The 22760-nt window shown below is 71.3% G+C and carries 21 protein-coding genes; 1 reads left to right on the forward strand and 20 read right to left on the reverse strand.

Annotated elements, in window-relative coordinates:
• Nucleotides 1-29: 29 nt before the first annotated feature.
• Nucleotides 30-1382, reverse strand: coding sequence for a TIGR01777 family oxidoreductase (locus tag ACAG25_RS00300; RefSeq protein WP_370486303.1), 1353 nt, complete (start codon nt 1380-1382; stop codon nt 30-32).
• A 119-nt stretch (nt 1383-1501) separates the two neighbouring features.
• Between ACAG25_RS00300 and ACAG25_RS00305 the strand changes: the two genes are divergently transcribed.
• Complete coding sequence (locus ACAG25_RS00305; protein ID WP_370486304.1) at nt 1502-2194, forward strand: phosphoribosyltransferase; 693 nt, start codon at nt 1502-1504, stop codon at nt 2192-2194.
• A gap of 11 nt (nt 2195-2205) precedes the next feature.
• Here the strand turns inward: ACAG25_RS00305 and ACAG25_RS00310 are convergent, their stop codons facing one another.
• From ACAG25_RS00310 to ACAG25_RS00400, 19 genes are all read right to left on the reverse strand, one after another.
• Complete coding sequence (locus ACAG25_RS00310) at nt 2206-2523, reverse strand: DUF308 domain-containing protein (protein WP_370486305.1); 318 nt, start codon at nt 2521-2523, stop codon at nt 2206-2208.
• Nucleotides 2524-2553: 30 nt separating this feature from the next.
• Nucleotides 2554-3363, reverse strand: coding sequence for a DivIVA domain-containing protein (locus ACAG25_RS00315; RefSeq protein ID WP_370486306.1), 810 nt, complete (start codon nt 3361-3363; stop codon nt 2554-2556).
• Between the two features lie 225 nt (nt 3364-3588).
• On the reverse strand, nt 3589-3879 hold the full coding sequence (locus ACAG25_RS00320; RefSeq protein ID WP_370486823.1) for a YggT family protein: 291 nt from the start codon (nt 3877-3879) through the stop codon (nt 3589-3591).
• Between the two features lie 110 nt (nt 3880-3989).
• A complete protein-coding gene (locus tag ACAG25_RS00325; RefSeq protein WP_370486307.1) occupies nt 3990-4631 on the reverse strand; it encodes a cell division protein SepF in 642 nt (213 codons plus the stop codon).
• Complete coding sequence (locus ACAG25_RS00330) at nt 4628-5464, reverse strand: YggS family pyridoxal phosphate-dependent enzyme (protein WP_370486308.1); 837 nt, start codon at nt 5462-5464, stop codon at nt 4628-4630. Before ACAG25_RS00330 ends, ACAG25_RS00325 begins: the two co-directional genes overlap by 4 nt.
• Entirely contained in the window at nt 5461-6186 is a 726-nt protein-coding gene (pgeF, locus tag ACAG25_RS00335) for a peptidoglycan editing factor PgeF (protein ID WP_370486309.1), read from the reverse strand. Before pgeF ends, ACAG25_RS00330 begins: the two co-directional genes overlap by 4 nt.
• A 19-nt stretch (nt 6187-6205) precedes the next feature.
• On the reverse strand, nt 6206-7366 hold the full coding sequence (ftsZ, locus tag ACAG25_RS00340) for a cell division protein FtsZ (RefSeq protein ID WP_370486310.1): 1161 nt from the start codon (nt 7364-7366) through the stop codon (nt 6206-6208).
• A gap of 182 nt (nt 7367-7548) precedes the next feature.
• The gene (locus ACAG25_RS00345; RefSeq protein ID WP_370486311.1) at nt 7549-8478 is read right to left on the reverse strand and encodes a cell division protein FtsQ/DivIB; all 930 of its coding nucleotides are present in this window, start codon (nt 8476-8478) and stop codon (nt 7549-7551) included.
• A complete protein-coding gene (gene murC / locus ACAG25_RS00350) occupies nt 8475-9935 on the reverse strand; it encodes a UDP-N-acetylmuramate--L-alanine ligase (RefSeq protein WP_370486312.1) in 1461 nt (486 codons plus the stop codon). Before murC ends, ACAG25_RS00345 begins: the two co-directional genes overlap by 4 nt.
• Nucleotides 9932-11092, reverse strand: coding sequence for an undecaprenyldiphospho-muramoylpentapeptide beta-N-acetylglucosaminyltransferase (gene murG, locus ACAG25_RS00355; protein WP_370486313.1), 1161 nt, complete (start codon nt 11090-11092; stop codon nt 9932-9934). Before murG ends, murC begins: the two co-directional genes overlap by 4 nt.
• A complete protein-coding gene (gene ftsW / locus ACAG25_RS00360; RefSeq protein ID WP_370486314.1) occupies nt 11089-12633 on the reverse strand; it encodes a putative lipid II flippase FtsW in 1545 nt (514 codons plus the stop codon). Before ftsW ends, murG begins: the two co-directional genes overlap by 4 nt.
• Nucleotides 12634-12654: 21 nt before the next feature.
• Nucleotides 12655-14109: a UDP-N-acetylmuramoyl-L-alanine--D-glutamate ligase gene (gene murD, locus ACAG25_RS00365; RefSeq protein ID WP_370486315.1), complete on the reverse strand. Its 1455-nt coding sequence runs from the start codon at nt 14107-14109 to the stop codon at nt 12655-12657.
• Between the two features lies 1 nt (nt 14110).
• Entirely contained in the window at nt 14111-15190 is a 1080-nt protein-coding gene (gene mraY / locus ACAG25_RS00370; protein ID WP_370486316.1) for a phospho-N-acetylmuramoyl-pentapeptide-transferase, read from the reverse strand.
• The gene (gene murF / locus ACAG25_RS00375; RefSeq protein ID WP_370486317.1) at nt 15187-16692 is read right to left on the reverse strand and encodes a UDP-N-acetylmuramoyl-tripeptide--D-alanyl-D-alanine ligase; all 1506 of its coding nucleotides are present in this window, start codon (nt 16690-16692) and stop codon (nt 15187-15189) included. Before murF ends, mraY begins: the two co-directional genes overlap by 4 nt.
• Nucleotides 16685-18220 (reverse strand): UDP-N-acetylmuramoyl-L-alanyl-D-glutamate--2,6-diaminopimelate ligase, encoded by a 1536-nt coding sequence (locus ACAG25_RS00380; protein ID WP_370486318.1) that lies wholly within the window; start codon nt 18218-18220, stop codon nt 16685-16687. The genes murF and ACAG25_RS00380 overlap by 8 nt, the downstream gene beginning before the upstream one ends.
• A 44-nt stretch (nt 18221-18264) precedes the next feature.
• Nucleotides 18265-20184, reverse strand: a complete 1920-nt coding sequence (locus tag ACAG25_RS00385) for a peptidoglycan D,D-transpeptidase FtsI family protein (protein WP_370486319.1) — start codon at nt 20182-20184, stop codon at nt 18265-18267.
• Complete coding sequence (locus ACAG25_RS00390; RefSeq protein WP_370486320.1) at nt 20181-21167, reverse strand: hypothetical protein; 987 nt, start codon at nt 21165-21167, stop codon at nt 20181-20183. The genes ACAG25_RS00385 and ACAG25_RS00390 overlap by 4 nt, the downstream gene beginning before the upstream one ends.
• Nucleotides 21164-22291 carry a 16S rRNA (cytosine(1402)-N(4))-methyltransferase RsmH gene (rsmH, locus tag ACAG25_RS00395; protein ID WP_370486321.1) on the reverse strand — a complete coding sequence of 376 codons (1128 nt, stop codon included), beginning with the start codon at nt 22289-22291 and terminating at the stop codon, nt 21164-21166. The genes ACAG25_RS00390 and rsmH overlap by 4 nt, the downstream gene beginning before the upstream one ends.
• On the reverse strand, nt 22266-22700 hold the full coding sequence (locus ACAG25_RS00400; protein WP_370486322.1) for a division/cell wall cluster transcriptional repressor MraZ: 435 nt from the start codon (nt 22698-22700) through the stop codon (nt 22266-22268). The genes rsmH and ACAG25_RS00400 overlap by 26 nt, the downstream gene beginning before the upstream one ends.
• Between the last annotated feature and the right edge of the window lie 60 nt (nt 22701-22760).

Raw genomic sequence — 22760 nt, forward strand, 5'->3', positions numbered from 1 at the left:
CCACGGTGAGGTCTCCCCTCGGGGGAGAGTCAACCCTTGCCCAACTGATGGGCCAGCGCCGCACCGATCTCGGGGTGGCGGAACGGATGGCCGAGTCCGAGCAGGGTGGCCGGCACGACGCGCTGGCTCGCCTCGGCCAGTTCCTGCGCGCCCTGCTCCCCGAGCAGGACCCGGGGTCCGAGCCCGGGCACCGGCAGCAGCGCCGGCCTGCGCAGCACCCCGGCCAGGGCGCGCGTGTAATCGGCGTTGCGAACCGGTTGCGGCGCAACGGCATTGACCGGACCGGACAGGCGGTCGTCGTAGAGCGCCCGGTGGTAGATGTCGAGCAGGTCGTCGAGCCCGATCCACGACATCCACTGTCGGCCGTCGCCGACGCGGCCGCCGAGTCCGGCCGCGAACAGCGGGCGCAGCAGCCGCAGGGTTCCGCCGGCCGCGGACTGCACGATGCCGGTGCGCACGGTCACCACGCGCAGACCACCGTCGCGGGCGGGTGTGGTCGCGGCCTCCCAGGCGGTGACGACGTCGGCGAGGAAACCGTCGCCGCGCGTGCTGTCCTCGGTCAGTTGGTTGTCTCCGCGGTCGCTTCCGTAGTAGCCGATGGCCGAGGCGCTGACGAAGACGCGTGGGCCGTCGGTCGCGTCCGCGGCGACCTGGGCCAGGCGGCGGGTCGGTTCGACCCGGCTGTCGCGGATCCGGGCGCGGTGCGCGGCGGTGAAGCGTCCGGCGATCGACTCGCCGGCGAGGTGCACGACCGCGTCGACACCGTCGAGCAGGTCCGCAGCCGGTGCGTCCGGAGACCACTGCCGCTGGTCCGGCCCGCTCGCCGGTCCGCGGACCAGGCGGATGACCCGGTGGCCGCCGGTGCTCAGGAAGGCACACAGCGCCGCACCGACCAGACCCGAGGAGCCGGTGACCGCGACGACCATCGGCCTCATCGCGGCGTCGGCGGCCCGGCGGTGGGCCGCCAGATCGTCGGCGACCTGACGATGGCGGTAGACGAACATCGGGCGCAGCAGCGCTTCGGGCACCGGCGCGTCCACCCGGTCACACATCCGGGTCCGTCCCGCGCCGGCGTCGTCGAAGGTGTGCGTGTGGCGCCAGCCTCCGGCGGCGCGGACCGGCCACGCGACGACACCGTGCCCGGACAGTTCGTCGACGAAGCGGTGCGGCGGGTCGTAGACGGTGGGGTCGTGGCGTGCTGTCCACCGCAATCCGCCGGGCAGGCGCAGCGTCGCGACACCGTCGCTCAGGGATTCGGCCTCGGCCAAGGGAGTCATCGGCTGCCACGGCGGCGTCAACCGCCGGATGGCGCCCGGGCGGGCATGCCAGTCCCAGACCTCCGACGGCGGGTGGTCGACCACGCTCTCGAACTGGATCCCCACGGCTCCTCCTCGTGTTCTGCGGGCGGCTTTACCCATCGCTATTCGGCGCCGACGTGCGGGGGGATTGCCCGGTGTGGGCGCGGGTACCCCTCGGCCAGGGTGACAGACAGGATGACCATGTGAAGACCAGGCGGAGACCCACGTTCTCCGACCGGCGGGACGCGGGCCGGGTGGTGGCCGACGACCTGGCGTCCTACCGGTACCGACACGACGGCCGAGATGTGCTGGTGCTCGGCTTGGCCCGCGGCGGCGTGCCGGTGGGCTGGGAGGTCGCCGCCCGGTTGGGCGCCCCGCTGGACGTGTGCCTGGTGCGCAAACTCGGGGTCCCGCAGTACCCCGAACTCGCGATGGGAGCGCTGGCCACCGGTGGCGGTGTCGTGCTCAACGACGACCTGCTGCGAAGTCTCGGGCTGGGTGACGACGACGTGCACGCCGCGGTGCAACGGGAGAGCGTCGAACTTCGCCGGCGTGAACAGGCCTACCGGGGTGGCCGGGCACCGCTGGACGTCACCGACAAGACCGTCATCCTGGTCGACGACGGGATCGCCACCGGCGCCAGCATGCTCGCCGCGGTGCGGTCGGTGCGTCAGATCGGCGCCGGCCTGGTGGTGGTCGCGGTGCCGGTGGGACCCGGCGAGGTGTGCGACAGGTTGCGCCGAGAGGCAGACGACGTCGTGTGCAGTTTCACGCCGTCGGACCTACGGGCCGTGGGCGAGTTCTACGCGGACTTCCGTCAGGTGAGCGACGACGAGGTGCGCACGCTGCTGGCCACCCCAACCGTCTCCGATTCGCAGGCCACCGGGAACCGTTGACCCACAAGGGATCACGACTTGGGGGTCTCGTCCTCGGTGCGATCGCCGTCGGTGGCCGGTACGTCGGGTTCCTCGTCGGTGTAGTCGGCGGCGATCGGCGCTTCGTCCGGGTAGTCCTCGACCTCGCGGTCGTCGAGATCGTCTTCGGTGACCTCGTCGGACGCCGCGGCGGGCTTGGATCGGTCGCGCAACGCGTCGACGATCAGCAGGATGACACCGATCGCGCTCGCGGCGATGCACACCCACGCGATCAGCTCGTTGCTGGTGACCACCGCGGTCACCAGTGCCACCAGGCCGATGACGGCAAGGACGAGCGCCACGATCAGCATGGGCCAACCTTCGGTCGGTGGGGCACGCGGCTAGTTGCTGCCCCGGTTGAACTGGTTGAAGTTCCCGTCGTTGCCCGCGCCCGAATCGACCGGCGCCGCGGAGCCGCGCTGACCGAGTTCCTCGAGCTGCGATTCCAGGTAGGTCTTGAGCCGGGTGCGGTATTCGCGCTCGAACGTCCGCAGCTGCTCGAGGCGACCTTCCAGCACGGTGCGCTGCTGGTTGATGGTGCCCATGATCTCGGAGTGCTTGCGCTCGGCGTCCGCCTGCAGCGCGTCGGCCTTCTCCTGCGCCTGCCGCAGCTGGGTTTCCGAGCGGGTCTGCGCGTCGGCCAGCATCGCCTCGGCCCGCTGCCGGGCGTCGGCCACGGTGGTCTCGGCGGTTTGTCGCGCCTCGGAGACCATGGCATCGGCCTGGGCGCGGGCGTCGCTGAGCATCTTGTCGGACTCGGCCTTGGCGCTGCTGGTCAGACGGTCGGCCGTCTCCTGGGCCAGGCTGAGCACCTTGGCCGCGCGGAGGTGCTGATCCTCGCTGGGCGCAGCAGCCGGCGCCGCCGCGGGGGGTGCCTCGTACACCTGCTGCGGGGCTGGTTCGGGCTCCGGCTCGGGCTCGTAGGCGGGGATGGTCTGCGTCGGCTGCGCGGCGCCGGACCGAGCCGCGGCGAGCTCCTGATCGAGTTCGGCGACGCGCTGACGCAGGTCGCTGTTCTCCTCGATCAGGCGGGACAGCTCGTTCTCGACGAGGTCGAGGAACGCGTCGACCTCGTCCTCGTTGTAGCCGCGCTTACCAATGGGTGGCTTGCTGAACGCGACGTTGTGCACGTCGGCAGGAGTGAGCGGCATCGTCTGCCCCCTTGAAGTCTGGACCGTGAACGATCACAAAGTGTAGAGCCTTACAGGGTCGTAACTGGCGTCCATCCTGTCACACCAGACCCTACGGTTGCAGACGAGGTCGGGAATTAAGACAGATTTTCAACAATCCCGCGACAGGCACGCAGGCGCGCCACCCCAGCCCGGCAGCTCGTCACGCCCCCCCGACGGATGGCATCGCCGCTGCTCAGAGCGGATTCAGGCGGCGGCGCTGAACGCCAGCTGCATGCCGATGAACGCCAACAGCAACAACACCATGATCGAAAGATCGAACCGTACGGCACCGATCGTCAGCTGCGGGATGATCCGGCGCAGCAGCCGTACCGGCGGATCGGTCAGTGTCATGATGATCTCGAGCACCACGACGGTCGCGCCTCGCGGATGCCAGTCCCGGCTGAACGAGCGGATGAACTCGACGACGACCCGGGCGATCAGCAGCAGCCAGAAAACGAACAGCGCGAAACCCAGGATTTCGAAGAAGAGCCCCAACGGAAGCGACCTCACTCGTAGGCAGATGGTGACGTTCGATACCGCCCGGGATCCGGCCGGTCCGCCGCTGCGTGCGACGTCGCCAGCCTACCTGTGGCCGCGGTTACTGCTCACTGGTAGGCGTAGAAGCCGGCCTCGGCGATCCGGCGGCGCTGTTCGGCCGTCACGTCGACGTCGGCCGGCGAGAGCAGGAACACCTTGGTCGCGACCTTGTCGAACGAACCGCGCAGCGCGAACGCCAGGCCGGCGGCGAAATCGACCAGCCGTTTGGCGTCGGCGTTGTCCATCGACACCAGGTCCATGATCACCGGGGTGCCGTCGCGGAACCGCTCACCGATGGTGCGCGCCTCGCTGTAGTCCTTGGGACGCAGCGTGGTGATCTTTGCCAGCGGGCTACCGGCCTCGAACAACTCGGCCATGCCGCGGGGGTCCATCGCCAGGGCGCCGCGGGTGGAGCCGCGCATCGCACCGAAACGCGGCGGGGTGCGGTCGAATTCGCGGGGAGTGCGCATCCGGGGCTCGAACCGGGCGTCCTCGAAACCGCCGGCCATGCCCGCGCGGTAGGCGGGCGGCTCGTCGTAGTCCCGGCGGTCGTCGTAGCCGCGCGGGTAGGCCTCGTCCTCGAAGCGCTCCTCGCGGGGACGGCGGTACCCGCGGGCCGGACCGCGGTCGTCGTCCTCGTAGTAGTCGTCTTCGTAGTCGTCCATCGGCGCCATACCGAAATAGGCCTTGACCTTGTGCAGTGTGCTCATCGTGCTGACCCCTTGTGCGGTGATGAAGTTTCTGTCTTGTCGGTAGACCCGAGAGACCCTGTTGTCTGTGGTGATCGTGTGACTGGTGTGACTTCGGGTGACGTTAGCGGTCGCGCTCCCAATAGCGCGGTACCGACACGCACACAAGTGGAGCCGTGTTTGACGGCGATTTCGAGGTCGCCCGACATCCCGGCCGAGAGTGCAAGAGTTTGCGGATATCGCTCCTGCACGCGTCGATACTCACGGTGCAACCGCGTGAACGCGGCGTCGGCGTCGGCATGCAGCGGCGGAATCGCCATCAATCCGGCGAAGTGCAGTCCCTCGGCGCGGTCCATCGCGTCGCAGAGTTCGTCGATGCGATCGGTCGCGTCGACGTCGACGCCGCCGCGGGCTTCGTCGCCGTCGAGGCTGAGCTGGAGGAACACGTGCAACGGGTCGCTGCGCTGCCCCTCGTCGAGCGCCTCGGCGGCGGCCCGGGACAGCGCGGCGACGAGTTTCGGGCTGTCCACCGAGTGCGCCACGTGCGCCCACCGCGCGATCGAGCGGGCCTTGTTGCGCTGGATGCGGCCGACCATGTGCCACCGGACGGGCGCTCCCCCGACGAGTTCGCCCACGTCATCGACCTTGCGGGTGGCCTCCTGGTCGCGCGACTCACCGAACGCGGAACATCCCAGCCGCTGCAGCGCCACCACGTCGGAGGCCGGGAAGAACTTCGTGACGGGGAGTAACTCGATCTCGTCGGCGCGGCGGCCGACGGACTCGGCCGCGCGCTCCAGGCGTTCGCGCACCGCGGTCAGCGCGGTGGCCAGTTCCTGCTCACGGGCACTGCTCATCGGGCCGGCTCCAGCCAGATCAGCGATGCCAGCCGACCCGTCGGCGCATCGCGGCGATGGCTGAACAGTTCGCGGTCGGCCACGGTGCAGCGCGGGTCGATGTCGATGGCCGACACCCCCGCTGTGCGCAGTTGCGCGGCGATCCCGGCTCGTAGGTCCAGCCCGGCGGTGCCCCGCGCGGTGGTGGTGCGGCTGCCGGGCAACGCGCGTTCGACCTCGACGGCCATCTGTTCGGGCACCTCGTAGTTGCGCCCACTGACCGCCGGCCCGAGCAACACCGACACGTCCTCGACGTGCGCCCCGGCGGATCTCATCGTGTCCAACGCGTGCGTGACGATGCCGTTCTGCGCTCCGACCCGTCCGGCGTGCACGGCCGCGACCACCCCGGCGCGCGCATCGGCCATCAGCACCGGCACACAGTCGGCGGTCACCACGGCCAGCGCCAGCCCGGACCGGGTGGTCACCAAACCGTCTGTCTCGTCGGGCTTTTCGCGCGGGTCATCGACCACCTGCACCCGGCTGCTGTGCACCTGGTTCATCCACACGATCCGGTCCCCACCACTGCCCGCGGCCAGCCCGACAGCCGTGGCCAGCCGGTGGCGGTTGGTGGCCACGGCGGCGGGGTCGTCACCGACGTGGTCACCGAGGTTGAACGTGTCGAACGGGGGTTTCGACACACCGCCGGCGCGGGTGGTGGTCACACGGCGCACACGGAATCGCACGCTTGCGACCGTACGTCGTTCAGTGACGCATGAACGGCGGCACGTCGACGTCGTCGTCGGAGATGCCTCCGTCGTCGCCACCGATGCGCACCGTCGCGCCGTTGGTCACCGGGACACTGGCCGGATCGTTGTCGAACAGCGACGAACCGACGCGACCGGCCTTGCCGGGCGCGATCGGGGTGCCCGAGGGGGCTTCGGCCTGGGGTTCGCTGGTGACGGGCTTGCGGCCCGGCCCCGCGGCGTCGAAGCCGGCGGCGATGACGGTGACGCGCACCTCGTCGCCCAGGGAGTCGTCGATCACGGTCCCGAAGATGATGTTGGCGTCGGGATGGGCGGCCTCCTGGACCAGCGAGGCGGCCTCGTTGATCTCGAAGAGGCCCAGGTCGCTGCCACCGGCGACCGACAGCAGCACTCCCTGCGCGCCCTCCATCGACGCCTCCAGCAACGGAGAGTTGATCGCGATCTCGGCGGCCTTGAGCGCACGGCCGTCGCCGCGTGCCGAGCCGATGCCCATCAGCGCGGTGCCGGCCGAGCTCATCACGCCCTTGACGTCGGCGAAGTCGACGTTGATCAAACCGGGAGTGGTGATCAGGTCGGTGATACCCTGCACGCCGTTGAGCAGCACCTCGTCCGCGCTGCGGAACGCGTCCATCAGCGACACCGCGGCGTCGCCCATCTGCAGCAGCCGGTCGTTGGGGATCACGATGAGGGTGTCGCAGCTCTCGCGCAATGCTGCGATGCCTTCGGCGGCCTGGTTGCTGCGCCGTTTGCCCTCGAAGGAGAACGGCCGGGTCACGACGCCGACGGTCAGCGCGCCGAGCTTGCGGGCGATCGACGCCACCACGGGCGCACCGCCGGTGCCGGTGCCGCCGCCCTCACCGGCGGTGACGAACACCATGTCGGCGCCGCGCAGCAGCTCCTCGATGTCGTCCTTGGCGTCCTCGGCGGCCTTGCGACCGACCTCGGGGTCGGCGCCGGCGCCCAGCCCGCGCGTCGAGTCGCGGCCGACGTCGAGCTTGACGTCGGCATCGCTCATCAACAGCGCCTGCGCGTCGGTGTTGATCGCGATGAACTCGACGCCCTTGAGGCCCTGTTCGATCATCCGGTTGACGGCGTTGACGCCGCCGCCGCCGATGCCGACCACCTTGATCACTGCGAGGTAGTTATGCGGAGGGGTCATCGCCGCGGTTGCCTTCCTGCCTGGTTGCTGTCTGCTCTGCGGAGTTCCCCCTGATCAAAACCCTCAACCTCAACCTGAAGCTTAGAGTTATGTCAAGTTGTTCCGCGTAGACAGAACGGTAGGGTCAGCGCCCGCACGAACCCCGCAGGCGCGCCGACACGCGCCGAGAAATTTCCGGCCTGCTACTTGACGGTCGGCAGATCCGGGCTGGAGACGTCGTAGACCTGCCCCGGCTGCGTCAACAGCGCCGCGAGCTTGAGGGCCTTCTCCTCGGTGCGGTCGGTGGTCCCCCACACCACGGTGCGCCCGTCGATCAGCGTCAGCGTGATCGAGGCGACCGACGGCGCGGTCACGCGTCCCACCTGCGCGGCAACCTCGGGTCGCAGCGACGTCATCACCTGCAGCGCCGCCTGCGTCGCGGGATCCTGGGGCCCCGGCGTGTCGGTCTCCAGGTACGGCACGCCCGGCGGTGGCGGACCGGTGGCGAAGTCCACCCCGTCCTTGTCGAACTGGTGCACCCCGTCCGGATAGTCGCGCACCACGACGGGCACCCGCTCAACGACGGTGATCCGCAGGGTCGACGGGTACTCGCGCTGCACGCGCACCGACGCGACCCGCCGGATCCCGGCGACCCGCTCGGCGACCGTGTCGGTGTCGACCTGCAGCAGCGGGGTGCCGGGGACCACCGCGGCGACCTCCACGACCTCCGCCTCGGGAACGGCGTCCAAGCCCACCACCGCGATGTTGCGCGCCGACATCAGTGGCGTGAAGTACAGCAGCAGTCCCAACCCGACCACCAGCACGGCGATGCCGGCGGTCCACAGCAGCGTCTTGAGGCCCCGTACGGCACCGCGGCTCAGGGTGGCGCGCTGCGGGGCGGCGGGCCCGGTCACGCGGCGCTTGGCCTCGCGTCGCGCCTCCTCGATCGCCATGGCACGGGCCTGCGCCTCGCGTCGTTGTTCGCGTTCGCGCCGCGCGCGCCGGCGCGGCCCCTCGGCGTCGGCGTCGGGGGTCTCGTCCCCGGCCGCCTCGGTGGCAGGCTCGGTGACCTCCTCGGCAGGGGCCTCCGGCGCGGGGCCGGGATCGGGCTCGCCGTCGTGGGGTCCGGTCATCGCGGTGGTGATCCCGTTCCGCCGGGCGCCGTCCGGTTGGCCTTGTCGGTGAGTTCGGCGACGATCACCGGGCCGAGCATGGTGACGTCCCCGGCGCCCATGGTGATCACGACGTCGCCGGGTTCGGCGGCCGCGGCCACGCGCGCGGCGACCGCGGAGAAATCCGGCACATAGGTCACCGGCACGCCGACGTGGTCGGCGACGGTGGCTCCGCTCACCCCGGCCAGCGGTTGCTCCCGCGCGGCGTAGACGTCGAGCACGAACACCTCGTCGGCCAGACTCAACGCCTGCCCGAACTCGGCCGCGAAAGCCTCTGTCCGGCTGTACAGATGGGGCTGGAACACCACGATCGAGCGGCCGCGCTCGCCGTGTTCGACCAGCGCGCGCGCCGCGGTGAGGGTGGCGCGGACCTCGGTGGGGTGATGGGCGTAGTCGTCGAAAACCCGGACGCCGTAACCGGATCCGACGAGTTCGAAGCGCCGCCGCACCCCTTCGAAGTCGGCCAGACCGTCGAGGACGACCTCGGCCGGAGCGCCGGCACGCACCGCGGCCAGCAAGGCACCCATCGCGTTGAGCGCCATGTGCCGGCCGGGTACCGCGAGGCGCATCACGCGCGGCTGGTCCTCACCGCGCAGCGAGATCACCGCCACCGCACCGGTTCCCTGCTGGGTCCACTCCACCAGCCGGGCGTCGAGGTCGTCGCCGCTGCTGCCGTAGCGCAACACCGTCACGCCTTGGGCCGCAGCGCTTTCGGTGAGCGCCCGGGCACCGGGATCGTCGGTGCACACCACCAGTGCGCCGCCGGGCCGGATCCGCCCGACGAACTGTTCGAACACCTCGGTGTAGGCCTCGACGCTGCCGAAGAAGTCGAGATGGTCGGCCTCGATGTTGGTCACCACCACCACATCCGGGCTGTACTGCAGCAGCGACCCGTCGCTCTCGTCGGCCTCGGCGACGAAGAAGCCGCCGCTGCCGTGGTGGGCGTTGGTGCCGGGTTCGCCGAGGTCTCCTCCGACGGCGAAGGACGGGTCCAGGCCCGCATGCTGCAACGCCACGATGAGCATCGAGGTGGTGGTCGTCTTGCCGTGGGTGCCGGTCACCATCAGCGTGGCGTCACCGTCCATCAGCTTGGCCAGCACGGCAGGCCGCAGGATCACCGGGATGTCGCGCCGGCGGGCCTCGACGAGTTCGGGGTTGGTCTTCGGGATCGCCGCGTGGGTGGTGACCACCACGGTCGGTCCGCCAGGCAACATGTCCAGCGATTCGGGCGCATGGCCGATGCGCACCACCGCACCGCGCGCCCGCAACGCCGCCACGCCGCGCGACTCCTTGGCATCAGAGCCGGACACCAGCGCGCCGCGGTCCAGCAGGATGCGGGCGATTCCCGACATCCCGGCACCCCCGATACCGACCATGTGCACGCGCGCCAGTTCGGGCGGCAGTTCGGCGGTGCTCACCGTCGCCCCCGTCCGGCGCGCCGGTTGGCGCGGGCGACGTCCAGGGCCACCTCGGCGACGCGGCGCGCGGCGTCGGGATGGCCGGCCAGCGCCGCGGCCGCCGTCATCGTCGTCAGCCGCGCGTTGTCGGTCAGCAGCGCACCGACCGTCTCGGCGACGAACTGCGCCGTGAGGTCCCGGTCTTCGACGATCAGGCCGCCGCCGGCGTCGACCACCGGGCGCGCGTTGAGGCGCTGTTCGCCGTTGCCGATGGGCAGCGGAACGTACACCGCGGGCAGGCCGACCGCGCTGACCTCCGCGACGGTCATCGCCCCGGACCGGCAGATCGCCAGATCGGCGGCGGCATAGGCGAGGTCCATCCGGTCCAGGTAGGGCACCGCGACATAGGGCGGATCGCCGGGCGCCGGCTCGCGCAGCTCCAGCGTGTTCTTCGGACCGTGTGCGTGCAGAACCGAAATACCTTGACGGGCAAGGTCTTCGGCCGCAGCCGAGACGGCCCGGTTGAGGGATTGCGCGCCCTGGGAGCCGCCGAACACCAGCAGCACCCGCGCGTCGTCGGCGAAACCGAGGAAGGCCCGGGCCTCGGCGCGCAGCGCGGCGCGGTCCAGCGAGGTGATCGCCTCGCGCACCGGCACACCGACGACCTCCACCCGGCCCAGCCCCGGATCCGGCACCGCCGAGAGCACGCGCACGGCCGTGCGGGCGCCGACTCTGTTGGCCAGACCGGCGGCCGCGTTGGCCTCGTGCACCACCACGGGCACACGACGCTCTGCGCGGATGCTGCGCGCGGCGAGGTAGGCCGGCAGCGCGACATACCCGCCGAAGCCGATCACGACGTCGGCGCCGACACGGTCGAAGACGTCGCGGGTCTGTCGCACCGCGCGACGCACCCGGACCGGCAGCCGCGCCAGATCGGCGGTCGGCTTACGAGGCAGCGGCACCGGGGTGATCAGCTCGAGGTCGTAGCCGCGTTGCGGCACCAGGCGGGTCTCCAGGCCGCGCGCGGTGCCCAGCGCGGTGATCCGGGTGTCGGGCGCCAGTGCCCGCAGCGCATCGGCCACCGCCATCGCGGGTTCGACGTGGCCCGCGGTGCCGCCGCCGGCGAGGACCACGGAGATCGCCCGGTCGTTCCCTGCCGGGATCGATACTCCCGTCACCCGTAACGCTGACCTTCCAGTGTGCGGGCTCGTCGGCCCGGCTTTCGCTGGCCAGCACCATAACCGACGGACCCGCGCGTCTCCGCATTCGGCTGCCGGGCGCCGCGGGCGGCGCGCCGGGTGGCGGTGCGCTCGGGCGCGGCGGTACGGCTCTTGCGGGGCGTGGCGGCCCGACCGGTCCGGCTCTCGGCCGTCGCGGCCCGGGAGCCCGACCGCAGGCGGTCGCGCAGCGCTTCGGTGCGCGACGGCACGTACGGGGCGGGCAGCGGCAACCGCAGCAGCCGGTTGACCCGGTCGTCGCGACCGGCGCGCAGAGCGGCGACCGCTTCGGGTTCGTGGCGCGCGGCGTTGGCCATGATGCCGATCATGAACAGCGTGGTGGCCGTCGAGGTGCCGCCGGCCGAGATCAGCGGCAGCTGCAGCCCGGTGACCGGCAGCAGGCCGACGACGTAGCCGACGTTGATGAACACCTGCGAGAGGATCCACAGCGTGGCGGTGGCGGTGAGCAGCCGCAGGAACGGGTCGGCGGAACGTCGCGCGATCCGCATGCCGGTGTAGGCGAACAGCCCGAACAGGCACAGCAGCCCTGCGGCGCCGACGAAGCCGAGTTCCTCGCCGATGATCGCGAAGATGAAGTCGTTGTGCGCGTTGGGCAGGTAGTTCCACTTCGCGGTGCCCTGCCCCAGCCCGTCTCCGAAGACGCCACCGTTGGCCAGCGCGAACCGCGCCTGCCGGGCCTGGTAGCCGGAGCCCTGCGCGTCGGCTGCGGGATCGAGCCAGGACTGCACGCGCGCCGAGCGGTAGCCCGCCGACATCGCCAGGACCGCGCCGGAGATCAGGATCGCGCCCAGCGAGCTGAGGAACACCCGCAGCGGCAGACCGGCGTACCACAGCAGGCCCAGCAGGATGACGCCCATGGACAGGGTCTGTCCGAGGTCGGGCTGGGCGACCACCAGGGCGAGCGCGATGACGGCCGCGGGGACCAGCGGCACGAGCATCTCGCGCAGCGAGGCGCGTTCCATGCGCCGCGCCGCCAGCAGGTGGGCGCCCCAGATGGCCAGCGCGATCTTGGCCAGCTCGGAAGGCTGCATGGAGAAACCGCCCACCACGAACCATCCGCGCGAGCCGTTGGCGATCTTGCCGATGCCGGGGATGAGCACCAGGACCAGCAGCACCACGGTCACCGCGAACCCGGTGAAGGCGAACCTGCGCATCAGGCGCACCGGAACCCGCAGGGCGATGTAGAAACCGACGAGTCCGACCCCGGTCCACAGCACCTGCTTGCTGAACACCGACCACGGCGAGCCGGCCTGGTCGTAGGAGTACACGCCCGACGCCGAGAGCACCATGGTCAGACCCATGCTGGTCAGCAACGCGGAGACCGCGATGATCAGGTGAAACGACGTCATCGGGCGGTTGAGCCACGACCCGAACCGAGTCCGTGGCGCGGGTGCGACGGCAGGCCCGGCCGTCAGCGCCGGGGCGCCGTCGGCGGCCGGGTTGGCGCGCCGGGTGCGCAGCCGGTCAAGGATGTTGCCCACGAAGACGCCTGCTACCCGGGGCTATCGGAGGACGGCGCGGACCGCGGCGGCGAACGCGTCGCCGCGGTGCCCGTAGCCGCTGAACTGGTCGAACGACGCTCCCGCCGGCGCCAGCACCACGGCGTCGCCGGGTCGGGACAACCGGCGGGCCGCTCGGACGACGCCCGTCATCACCGCGTCGGCGACCGCTCGCCCCGCCGTGTCGACCACGTCTGTCACATGAGTCACACCTGTCTCAGCTTTCTCAAGCACCCCAGAATCCTCCCCCGTCACAACCTCGACGACGGGGACATCCGGTGCGTGTCGCGATAACGCCTCTGCCACGATCGCCCGGTCCCGCCCGATCAGCACCGCCGCCACCAGGCGATCGGCCACCGCGGCGACCATGGCGTCCACCGAGGCGCCCTTGAGAAGTCCACCGGCCACCCACACCACCCGCGGGAATGCGCTGATCGACGCCTGCGCGGCGTGGGGGTTGGTCGCCTTGGAGTCGTCGACATAGGTCACGTCGTCGATCACCGCGACCACCTCGGCGCGGTGCCGGCCCACGTGGAAGTCGGCCAGCGCGTCGGCGATGGGCTGCGCCGACACCCTGACCGCCCGGGCCAGCGCGGCGGCGGCCAGCGCGTCGAGCACCCCGACCGGACCGGCGACCGGGATGCTGTCGACCGGGGCCAGGGGCAGGTCATCGGCGAACGCGCGGTCGATCAGCACACCGTCGACGACGCCGAGTTCGCCCGGTGCCGGTTCCCCGAGCCGGAAGCCCACCCGGACCGGCGCCGGGGACGCGGCGAGCAGGTCGGTGGCGACGCGGTCGTCGAGACCGGCGACTGCGACGCGGCCGGTCAGGGCCCGGGCCTTGGCGAGGGCATACGCGCTCATCGAGCCGTGCCAGTCGAGGTGGTCTTCGGCGACGTTGAGGACCACTCCGGCCTCCGGCCGCAGCGAGGGCGCCCAGTACAGCTGGAAGCTCGACAGTTCGACGGCCAGGACCTCGGCGGGCTGGTCGAGCAGCGCGAGCACCGGGTCGCCGATGTTGCCGCACAGCACCGAGCGTCGGCCGGCGGCGACCAGCATGGCGTGCAGCATCGAGGTGGTGGTGGTCTTGCCGTTGGTGCCGGTCACCACCAGCCAGCGCCGCGGCGTCCCGTAGCGGCCCGACTGGTCGAGCCGCCAGGCCAGCTCCACATCGCCCCACACGGGGATCTGCGCGTCGGCCGCCGCGGTCAGCACCGCAGCCGTCGGCGGAAACCCGGGGCTGGTGACGACGACGTCGAACTCGGTCATCGCAGCCACGGCGTCGGCGGGCGGCAGTGTCGCGGTCCCCTGCCCGGCCAGCGCCGCCAGCGCCGAGGCATTGTCGTCGGTCACGGTCACCCGCACACCGAGCGGTTGCAGTGCCGCCACCACGGCCCGGCCGGTGATGCCGGCGCCGGTCACCAGGACGGTGGCCCCGGGCGCGATCGGCTCGAGCACGTCAGGCACCGACGGTGGTCAGCCACTCGCTGTAGAACAGCGCCACGCCCAGCCCGCAGGCGATGGCGGTCAGCAGCCAGAACCGGATGATCACCGTCGTCTCGGCCCATCCCACCAGCTCGAAGTGATGGTGGAACGGCGCCATCCGGAACACCCGGCGGCCGGTGGTCCGGAACGCCAGGATCTGCACCACCACCGAGGTGACCTCGGCGACGAAGAGCGCGCCGAGCACCACGGCGAGCATCTCGGTGCGGCTGGTGACCGACAGGCCGGCGATGATGCCGCCGAGCGCCAGCGACCCGGTGTCCCCCATGAAGATCTTGGCCGGCGCGGCGTTCCACCACAGGAACCCGATACAGGCGCCGGCGGTGGCGGCCGCGATGATCGCCAGATCCAACGGGTCGCGCACGTTGTAGCAGCCCACGCCGGGAGCCGTGGCGCACGCGTTGCGGAACTGCCAGAAGGTGATCAGCACATAGGCCGCGCAGACCATCGCCATGGCGCCCGCGGCCAGGCCGTCGAGTCCGTCGGTGAAGTTGACCGCGTTGGACCAGGCGCTGACGAGCACCACACAGAACAGCACGAATACCGCGGGAGCCAGGGTGACCGTCGCGATCTCGCGGACGTAGGAGAGCTGCGCGCTGGCCGGGGTGAGTCCGTCGGCGTTGGCGAACTGCAGCGCCAACGCACCGAACACCACCGCGGCCAGCAGGATGCCGATGGTCTTGGCGGTCTTGTTCAGGCCGAGGTTGCGTGCGCGACGCAGCTTGATCATGTCGTCGACGAAACCCACCAGGCCCAGCGACGTGGCCAGCAACAGCACCAGCAGGCCCGACGCCGAGGGTCCCTTGCCGTCCATCATCATCCCGACCAGGTGGGTGCCGAAGTAGCTGGCCCAGATGCCGGCGATGATCGCCACGCCGCCCATTGACGGGGTGCCGCGCTTCTTGTGGTGGCTGGGCGGGCCGTCCTCGCGGATCTCGTGGCCGAAGCCCTGCCGGGTGAACAGCCGGATCAGCACCGGGGTCAACAGGATCGACACCGTCAGCGCGATGCCGACGGCGATCAGGATCTGCCTCATCGGCCACCTGCCGCGATCCCGGCGCCGCCCTCGGCAGCCAGCGTGTCGGCCAGGGGGCCCAGCCCGGCGGAGTTGGACGCCTTCACCAGGACGACGTCACCGGGCGCCAGTTCGGCGCGCAACAGCGTCAGGGCGGCGTCGGCGTCGGCGACCGCGGTGGCCTCCGAGCCCCACGACCCCTCCATGACCGCCCCGTGGAGCATGGCGCTCATAGGCCTCCCGGTTCCCACGACGATGAGTCGAGACACATCTAAGCGCACCGCCAGGCGACCGATGCGGTCATGCTCGCCGATCGCGTCGTCGCCGAGTTCGGCCATCTCGCCGAGGACGGCGAAGCTGCGCTTCCCGCGCGCCATCCAGGCCAGCGCCTTGAGACCGGCGGCCATCGAGTCGGGGTTGGCGTTGTAGGCGTCGTTGATCACGGTCACCCCGTCGGGCCGGGTGGTGACCTGCATCCGTCGTTGCGACACCGGCGCGGCCTCGGCCAGCGACGCGGCGACCTGCTCGAGCGTGGCGCCGCAGTGCAGTGCGACCGCGGCTGCGCACAGTGCGTTGGAGACCTGGTGGTCGCCGTGCACCGCGAGCTGCACCTGGGTCTGCTCGGTTCCGGCGTGCAGGGTGAAGTGCGGTCGCGCCAGCGGGTCGAGGCGGACCTCGTCGGCCCAGACATCGTGGTCCGCCGAGCGGCCGACGCGCACGACACGCGCTGCGGTCTTGGCGGCCATCGCCGCGACCACCGGGTCGTCGGCGTTGAGGACGACGACGCCGGTGTCCGGAACCGCTTGCGGCAGTTCGGCTTTGGTTTCGGCGATAGCCTCTCGGGAGCCGAACTCGCCGAGGTGTGCGGTGCCGACGTTGAGTACGACCGCGACCGACGGCGGCGCGATCGCGGCCAGCGCGGCGATGTTGCCGCGGTGGCGCGCGGACATCTCGAGGACCAGGAAGTCGGTGGACTCGTTGGCGCGCAGCACCGTCCACGGATGGCCGAGCTCGTTGTTGAAGGACCCGGGCGGTGCGACCACCTCACCCAGCGGGGTCAGCACCGCCGCGATCAGGTCCTTGGTCGAGGTCTTGCCCGACGAGCCGGTGATGCCGATGATCGTCAGGCCCCGGGCGGTCAGCCGTTCGGCGACGGCGGCGGCCAATTTCGCCAGCGCGGCCAGTACCGCCGCGCCCGATCCGTCGCGGTCGTGTTCCAGGACGCCGGCGGTGCCGCAGTCCGGAGCCGAGGGTGGCGTCACCGGATCCACGACGATCGCCGGCACCCCGACCGGACGCGCCGCCAACACCGCGACGGCGCCGGCGGCCACCGCTGCAGCGGCGAAGTCGTGCCCGTCGGCGCGGGCGCCGGGCAACGCCAGGAACAGGGTGCCCGGACCCACTGCGCGCGAGTCGAATTCGACGCCGCCGGTCACGCGCAGCTCCGCGGCCTGCTCCTCGGTCACGTCCGTCAGGCGGCCACCCACGATGTCCGCGATCTCGGCCAGGGACATCTCAATCACGGGTGGCATCCTCCCCGTACGCCGCGTCCAGGGCCGCGGCGAGTTCGTCGCGGTCGTCGAACGGTCGGGTCTGCCCGGCGACGGTCTGGCCGGATTCGTGCCCCTTACCCGCGATCAGGACCGTGTCACCGGCGCGGGCCCACCCCACGGCGAAGTCGATGGCGCTACGGCGGTCCCCGATCTCCACGACCTCGGCGGCGGTGCCGGCGGCCCCGGCCAGGATGGCCGCGCGGATCGTGGCCGGATCCTCGCTGCGGGGATTGTCGTCGGTGACGACGACCAGGTCGGCGAGCTCGCCGGCGACCTGCCCCATCGGTTCACGTTTGCCGCGGTCACGGTCCCCGCCCGCGCCGAAGACCACGGCCAGCCGGCCCGGCCTCGATGTCCGCAGGGTCTCCAGGACGGCGCGCAGCGCACCGGGTTTGTGCGCGTAGTCCACCAGCGCCGCGAACGGCTGCCCGCGGTCGATCACCTCCAGGCGGCCGGGTACCGCGGCGGCGCGCAGACCCGGGGCGGCCTGTTCGGGTGACACGCCGACCGCGTCGAGCAGGGCGGTCGCCAGCAGTGCGTTGGCCACGTTGAACCGGCCGGGCAACCCCACCTGCAGGTGGTGGTGCACACCGGCGGGATCGACGGCCCGGAACTGCTGGGTGGTCGGGCCGCCGCACCCCTGCCCGACGTCCTCGACACGCCAGTCCGCGGGGCCGGTGACGCCGACGGTCACCGCGTCGTCGCGCCGCCGCGCCAGGGCCCGACCCCACTGGTCGTCCACGCAGACGACGGCCCGCGCGGCGCAGGTCGGCGACGCGGGCTCGAACAACCGCGCCTTGGCCTCGAAGTACTCCTCCATGGAGCCGTGGAAATCGAGGTGATCCCGGCTGAGGTTGGTGAAACCACCCACCGCGAACGCGGTGCCGTCGACCCGGCCGAGGGTCAGGGCGTGGCTGGACACCTCCATGACCACGGTGTCGACCCCTTCTTCGAGCATCACCGCGAGCAGCGCCTGCAGGTCGGGCGCTTCGGGGGTGGTGAGCCGGCCCGGGATCTCCCGACCGGCGATATGCACCCCGACCGTGCCGATCAGCGCGGCCATCCGACCGCCGGAGCGCAAGCCCGCCTCGACGAGATAGGTCGTGGTCGTCTTGCCCGAGGTGCCGGTGACACCGATGACCCGCAGCTTGCGCGACGGGTGGCCATAGACGGCGGCGGCGGCGGAGCCCAGGACCGAACGCGGGTCGGGATGGACCAGCACGGGCACCTCGACGGACCCGAGTTGCGCAGCGCCGGCCGGATCGGTGAGCACGGCGACCGCCCCTCGTGCGACGGCGTCGCCGGCGTAGCGGGCGCCGTGGGAGCGCGTCCCGGGCAACGCGGCGAACAGGTCCCCGGGGTGGGCGTCCTGCCCGCGCAGCGTGACTCCGGTCAACGTCACGTCGGGCACCGGGGCGGCGTCGACGGCGACGGCCGACACCGACTGCGACACCACGTGCAACGGTAGGCCGGCAGGACGGCTGGGACGCAGATTCATGGCTTTGACACAGTACCGACCCGTCGGGTCTCTCCGATGCCGTGTCAGTCGGCCTGAAGGATCAGCGGCGCACCCGGATCGGCCGACAGCGGCACGTTGTCCCGCTGCAGCAGCCACGACGCGATGTTGTGGAACAACGGTGCTGCCGAGGAGCCCGGCGAACCGTCCGCGGCGCGGTGTGGTGCGTCCATCATCACGCCCACCACGTAGCGCGGATCGTCCGACGGCGCCATGCCGGCGAAGGTGATCCAGTAGACGTCGCTGTAGTAGCACCCGCAGGCGGGGTTGATCTGCTGGGCGGTGCCGGTCTTGCCGGCGATCTGGTACCCCTCGACGGCGGCCTGCGGGCCGGTGCCCTGCTGGATGCCGCGGGGGTCGCGCTGCACGACCGAACGGAACATGTCGCGGACCGTGCGGGCCGTCTCGGCCGAGACCACCCGCACACCTTCGGGCCGGGGTTCCTCGGTGCGGCCACCGTCGGGGTCGAGGGTGGCCTTGACGATCCGCGGCGGGATCCGGACCCCGTCGTTGGCGATGGCCTGGTACATCCCGGCCATCTGCAGCAGCGTCATCGAAAGCCCCTGCCCGATGGGCAGGTTGGCGAAGCTCGAGCCCGACCACTGGTCGATCGGCGGGACCAGACCCGCGCTCTCGCCGGGCAGTCCCACCCCGGTGCGCTGACCGAGGCCGAACTTGCGGAGCATCTCGGCGAAGCGTTCGGGCCCGACGCGCTGGGCCAGCATCAGCGTGCCGACGTTCGACGACTTCCCGAAGATCCCGGTGGTGGTGTACGGCATCACGCCGTGGTCCCAGGCGTCGCCGACGGTGACACCGCCCATGCTGATCGACCCGGGCACCTGCAGCACCTCGTCGGGTCGGGTCAGTCCCATCTCGATCGCGGTGGCCGCGGTGATGATCTTGTTGACCGAACCCGGCTCGAACGGCGAGGACACGGCGAGGTTGCCCAGTTGGCGATGCTCCTGCCGGCTGAGGTCCTGGGCGGGGTTGAAGGTGTTGTCGTTGGACATCGCCAGCACCTCGCCGCTCTTCGCGTCGAGCACGACCGCCGAGACGTTCTTGGCGCCGGAGGCGTCCTTGGCCAGCTGCACCTGCTGCTGGACGTAGAACTGGATGTCGTCGTCGATGGTCAGCATCACCGTGGAGCCGTTGACCGCGTCGTGGCGGTTGCGGTAGCTGCCGGGGATCACGACACCGTCGGACCCGCGGTCATAGGTGATGGAGCCGTCAGTGCCGGCGAGGACGGCGTCGAGCGAGTCCTCCAGTCCCAGCAGGCCGTGGCCGTCCCAGTCGATTCCCCCGATGATGTTGGCGGCCAACGACCCTCCGGGGTACTGACGCAGATCCTGTCGCTCGGAGCCGACCTCGGGGAACTTCGTGCGAATGGCGTCGGCGATGGCAGGATCCACGGCCCGCGCCAGGTAGACGAAGGTCTCGTTGCTGCGCAGCTTCTTCAACACCGTTGCGCTGTCGGGCTTCCCGCCCAACCGCGAGGCGACCTCCTCGGCGATCTCGGTGAGTCGTTCGTCGGGGTCCGGGGCCGACGCGCCGCTCTCCTCGGCCTTCTTGACGGCCTCGGCCAGCTCCTCACGCACCCGGACGGGCTGGAAGGTCAGCGCGCGCGCTTCGATCGTGAACGCCAACTTGTCGTGGTTGCGGTCGACGATGGCGCCGCGCACCGCGGGGTCGATGTCGGTGACCTTGAGCTGACCGGCGGCCTGCGCGCGCAGACCTTCGGCCCGCGGCACCTGCAGTGTGAACAGCTGGGCCGCGGCGATCACCAGCAGCATGAAGATCGCGGCGTTTCCGGCGCGGTGGCGGAACACGAAGGACGCGCTGCGCAACCCGGTCTGCGAGACCGGTTGCCGAATGCGGCGCGACCGCGCCGACCTCTCCTGGGTCGGGGCAGCACCCTTCCCGGCGCGCCGGTCTGGCCGCCGGGTCACGCCGGAGCCCCGGGAACCGGCGGGGCGACGGGCGCGGCGGGAACGACGTGCTCGGGAGCGACCGGGACGCTGGACAGGCCCGGCTCGGCGAGTGGGGTGGCCGGCAGCGGGGCGGCCTGCACGGGCCCGGGTCCGGGCAGCGCGCCCGTGGTGGCGTGAGGCACCTCGACGCCCGGCACGGCCAGCGGCAGCGGCAGCTGTCCGCCCGCGGCGGGCGGTTCGGTCGAGGGTAACCGCACCGGCACCTCGAGCGGTTCGATCACCCGCGGAGCCGGCGGCGCGGGTGGGGTCGGTTCCGGCAGCGGCGCGTTCAACGGTGGCGGCGGCACCCCCTCGGCGGGTTTGGGAGTGCCGACGACGACCCAGTTGCCGCCGGGATCCTGCACCAGCCGGGCGGTGTCGCGCGACGGGATCATGCCGAGCTCGCGAGCCGCCTCGGCCAGCGCCGGCGCGGCCTGCGCCTCGAGGACGTCGCGCTCGAGCGCCTCTTTCTGCTGCATCAGCGCCTCGTTGAGTTCGCGCGCGTTGCCGAGGCGGTAGGAGCGCTCCGCGGCATCGGTGGACAGCCACAGCGTCACCCCGAGACCGAGGCCGAGCGCCGAGATGATCAGCACGACGAACGGCACTCGGGCGACCAGTCGCCGCGGGCTCAGGTCGATCGAGGCGATCCGGACCAGAATCCGTTCCCGCAGGGGCGGGCGGACGACCTTGGGCGCCTTGGCCTTCCGCGCTTTGGCGCGCGCTTTGGCCTGACTGGCGCTCTTCGGCCGGGCCGGCGCGTCGACCGGCCGCGGGGTCGGGTTGGTGCGCGGCGCCGACCGGTCGGGCCGGGTGTCGCGGACGGCCTTGCGGCCGCGCGGTTCGACGGGCGTGCGTTTGGGTTCCCGTGCGCTGCGGCGGGCCTTCTTGCGGTCCGGCTCGACCGGTTGGCGGGTACGTCCCGATCCGGCGCGGGCGGAGCGAACCGGCTTCTTCGACTTCATCGTGACTCCCCCATCACCTTCTCGACCGCGCGCAGCCGGACCGGAGCGCTTCTCGGATTTCGGTTGATCTCGTCGTCGTCGGCACGCTCGGCACCCCGGGTCAGCGCGACGAAACGCGGCTGGTGTCCCGGCAGTTCGACGGGCAGCCCGGGCGGAGTCCGTGACGCGGTCGCGGCGGCGAACTCGGTCTTGACGATGCGGTCCTCCAGCGACTGGTAGGCCATGACGGCGACGCGGCCGCCCGGGCGCAGGGCGTCCAGAGCCGCCGGGATGGCACTGCGCAGGGAGTCCAGCTCCGCGTTGACCGCGATACGCAACGCCTGGAAGGTGCGCTTGGCCGGATGCCCGCCGGTCCGGCGGGCAGGTGCGGGGATCGCGGCGTAGAGCAGCTCGACCAGTTCCGCGGTGGTGGTCAGCGGTGCGGTCGCGCGCCGCCGCACGATGTGGGAGGCGATGCGTGCGGCGAATCGCTCCTCACCGAACTCGCGCAGGATCCGGGCGATCTCTCTTTCGCCGTAGGTGTTGAGGATCTCGGCGGCCGTCAGATCCGACTGCGAATTCATCCGCATGTCCAACGGCGCGTCGGCCGAGTAGGAGAAGCCGCGTTCGACGCGGTCGAGCTGCATCGACGACACGCCGAGGTCGAACAGGATGGCATCGACCTGTCGGCCGCCGAGCGCGTCGGCGAGGCCGTCGTAGCGGGTGTGGACCAGGGTGACGCGGTCGCCGAACGGCTCGAGACGGCGGCCGGCGATGCTCAGCGCGTCCGGGTCGCGGTCCAGGCCGATCACCGACAGGCCGGGGAACTGGGTCAGGAACCGCTCCGAATGTCCGCCGGCACCGAGGGTGGCGTCGACGAGCGTGGCGCCGGCGCCGGCCGGGTCCTGCCGGGTCAGCGCCGGGGCGAGCAACTCGACGCATCGGTCCAGCAGGACCGGGACGTGGGGTTCGTGTTCGACCATGGCAACACCGTGGGGTTCAGGGGCGGCCCCTGCAGTGAGGTCCCTGTCCGAGGTCGCGAACCTGACGTCGGGGAAGTACGTCAGGGCCGGTTCGGGCAGAGGCCACACTGCACGGGCCTGCCGGCCAGTGGGCAGATCAAAAGATGTCGCCGAGTGCTTCATCGCTGGCCGCGGAGAAGTTCTCTTCGTGTTGCTCCTGGTAGGTGCGCCAGGCTTCGGCGTCCCAGATCTCGAGGAAATCGATGGATCCGGTGACGACGCAGTCCTTGCTCAAGTTGGCGTAGCGGCGATGCTCCGACGACAGCGTGATCCGACCCTGGCCGTCCGGGTACTGCTCGTCGGTGCTGGCCGCCAGGTTGCGCAGATACGCACGGGCCTGCGGATTGCCCCGCTTGGCGCGTCCGTTGATCTCCGCGATCATCGCCTCGAACTCGGCCCGCGGATACACGGCCAGGCTGTGATCTTGGCTTTTCGTGACCATCAACCCTCCTGCCAGTGCGTCGCGGAACTTGGCGGGCAACGTCAGTCGCCCTTTGTCGTCGAGCTTGGGCGTGTAGGTGCCGAAGAACATCTCGTCACCTCGCAGACCTTCTCAAGCCTTGCCCTCCACGGAGCCCCGGTCGCTCCGTTG

This window comes from Mycobacterium sp. pV006, assembly GCF_041287115.1.
In the GTDB taxonomy this organism is placed as follows: Bacteria; Actinomycetota; Actinomycetes; order Mycobacteriales; family Mycobacteriaceae; genus Mycobacterium.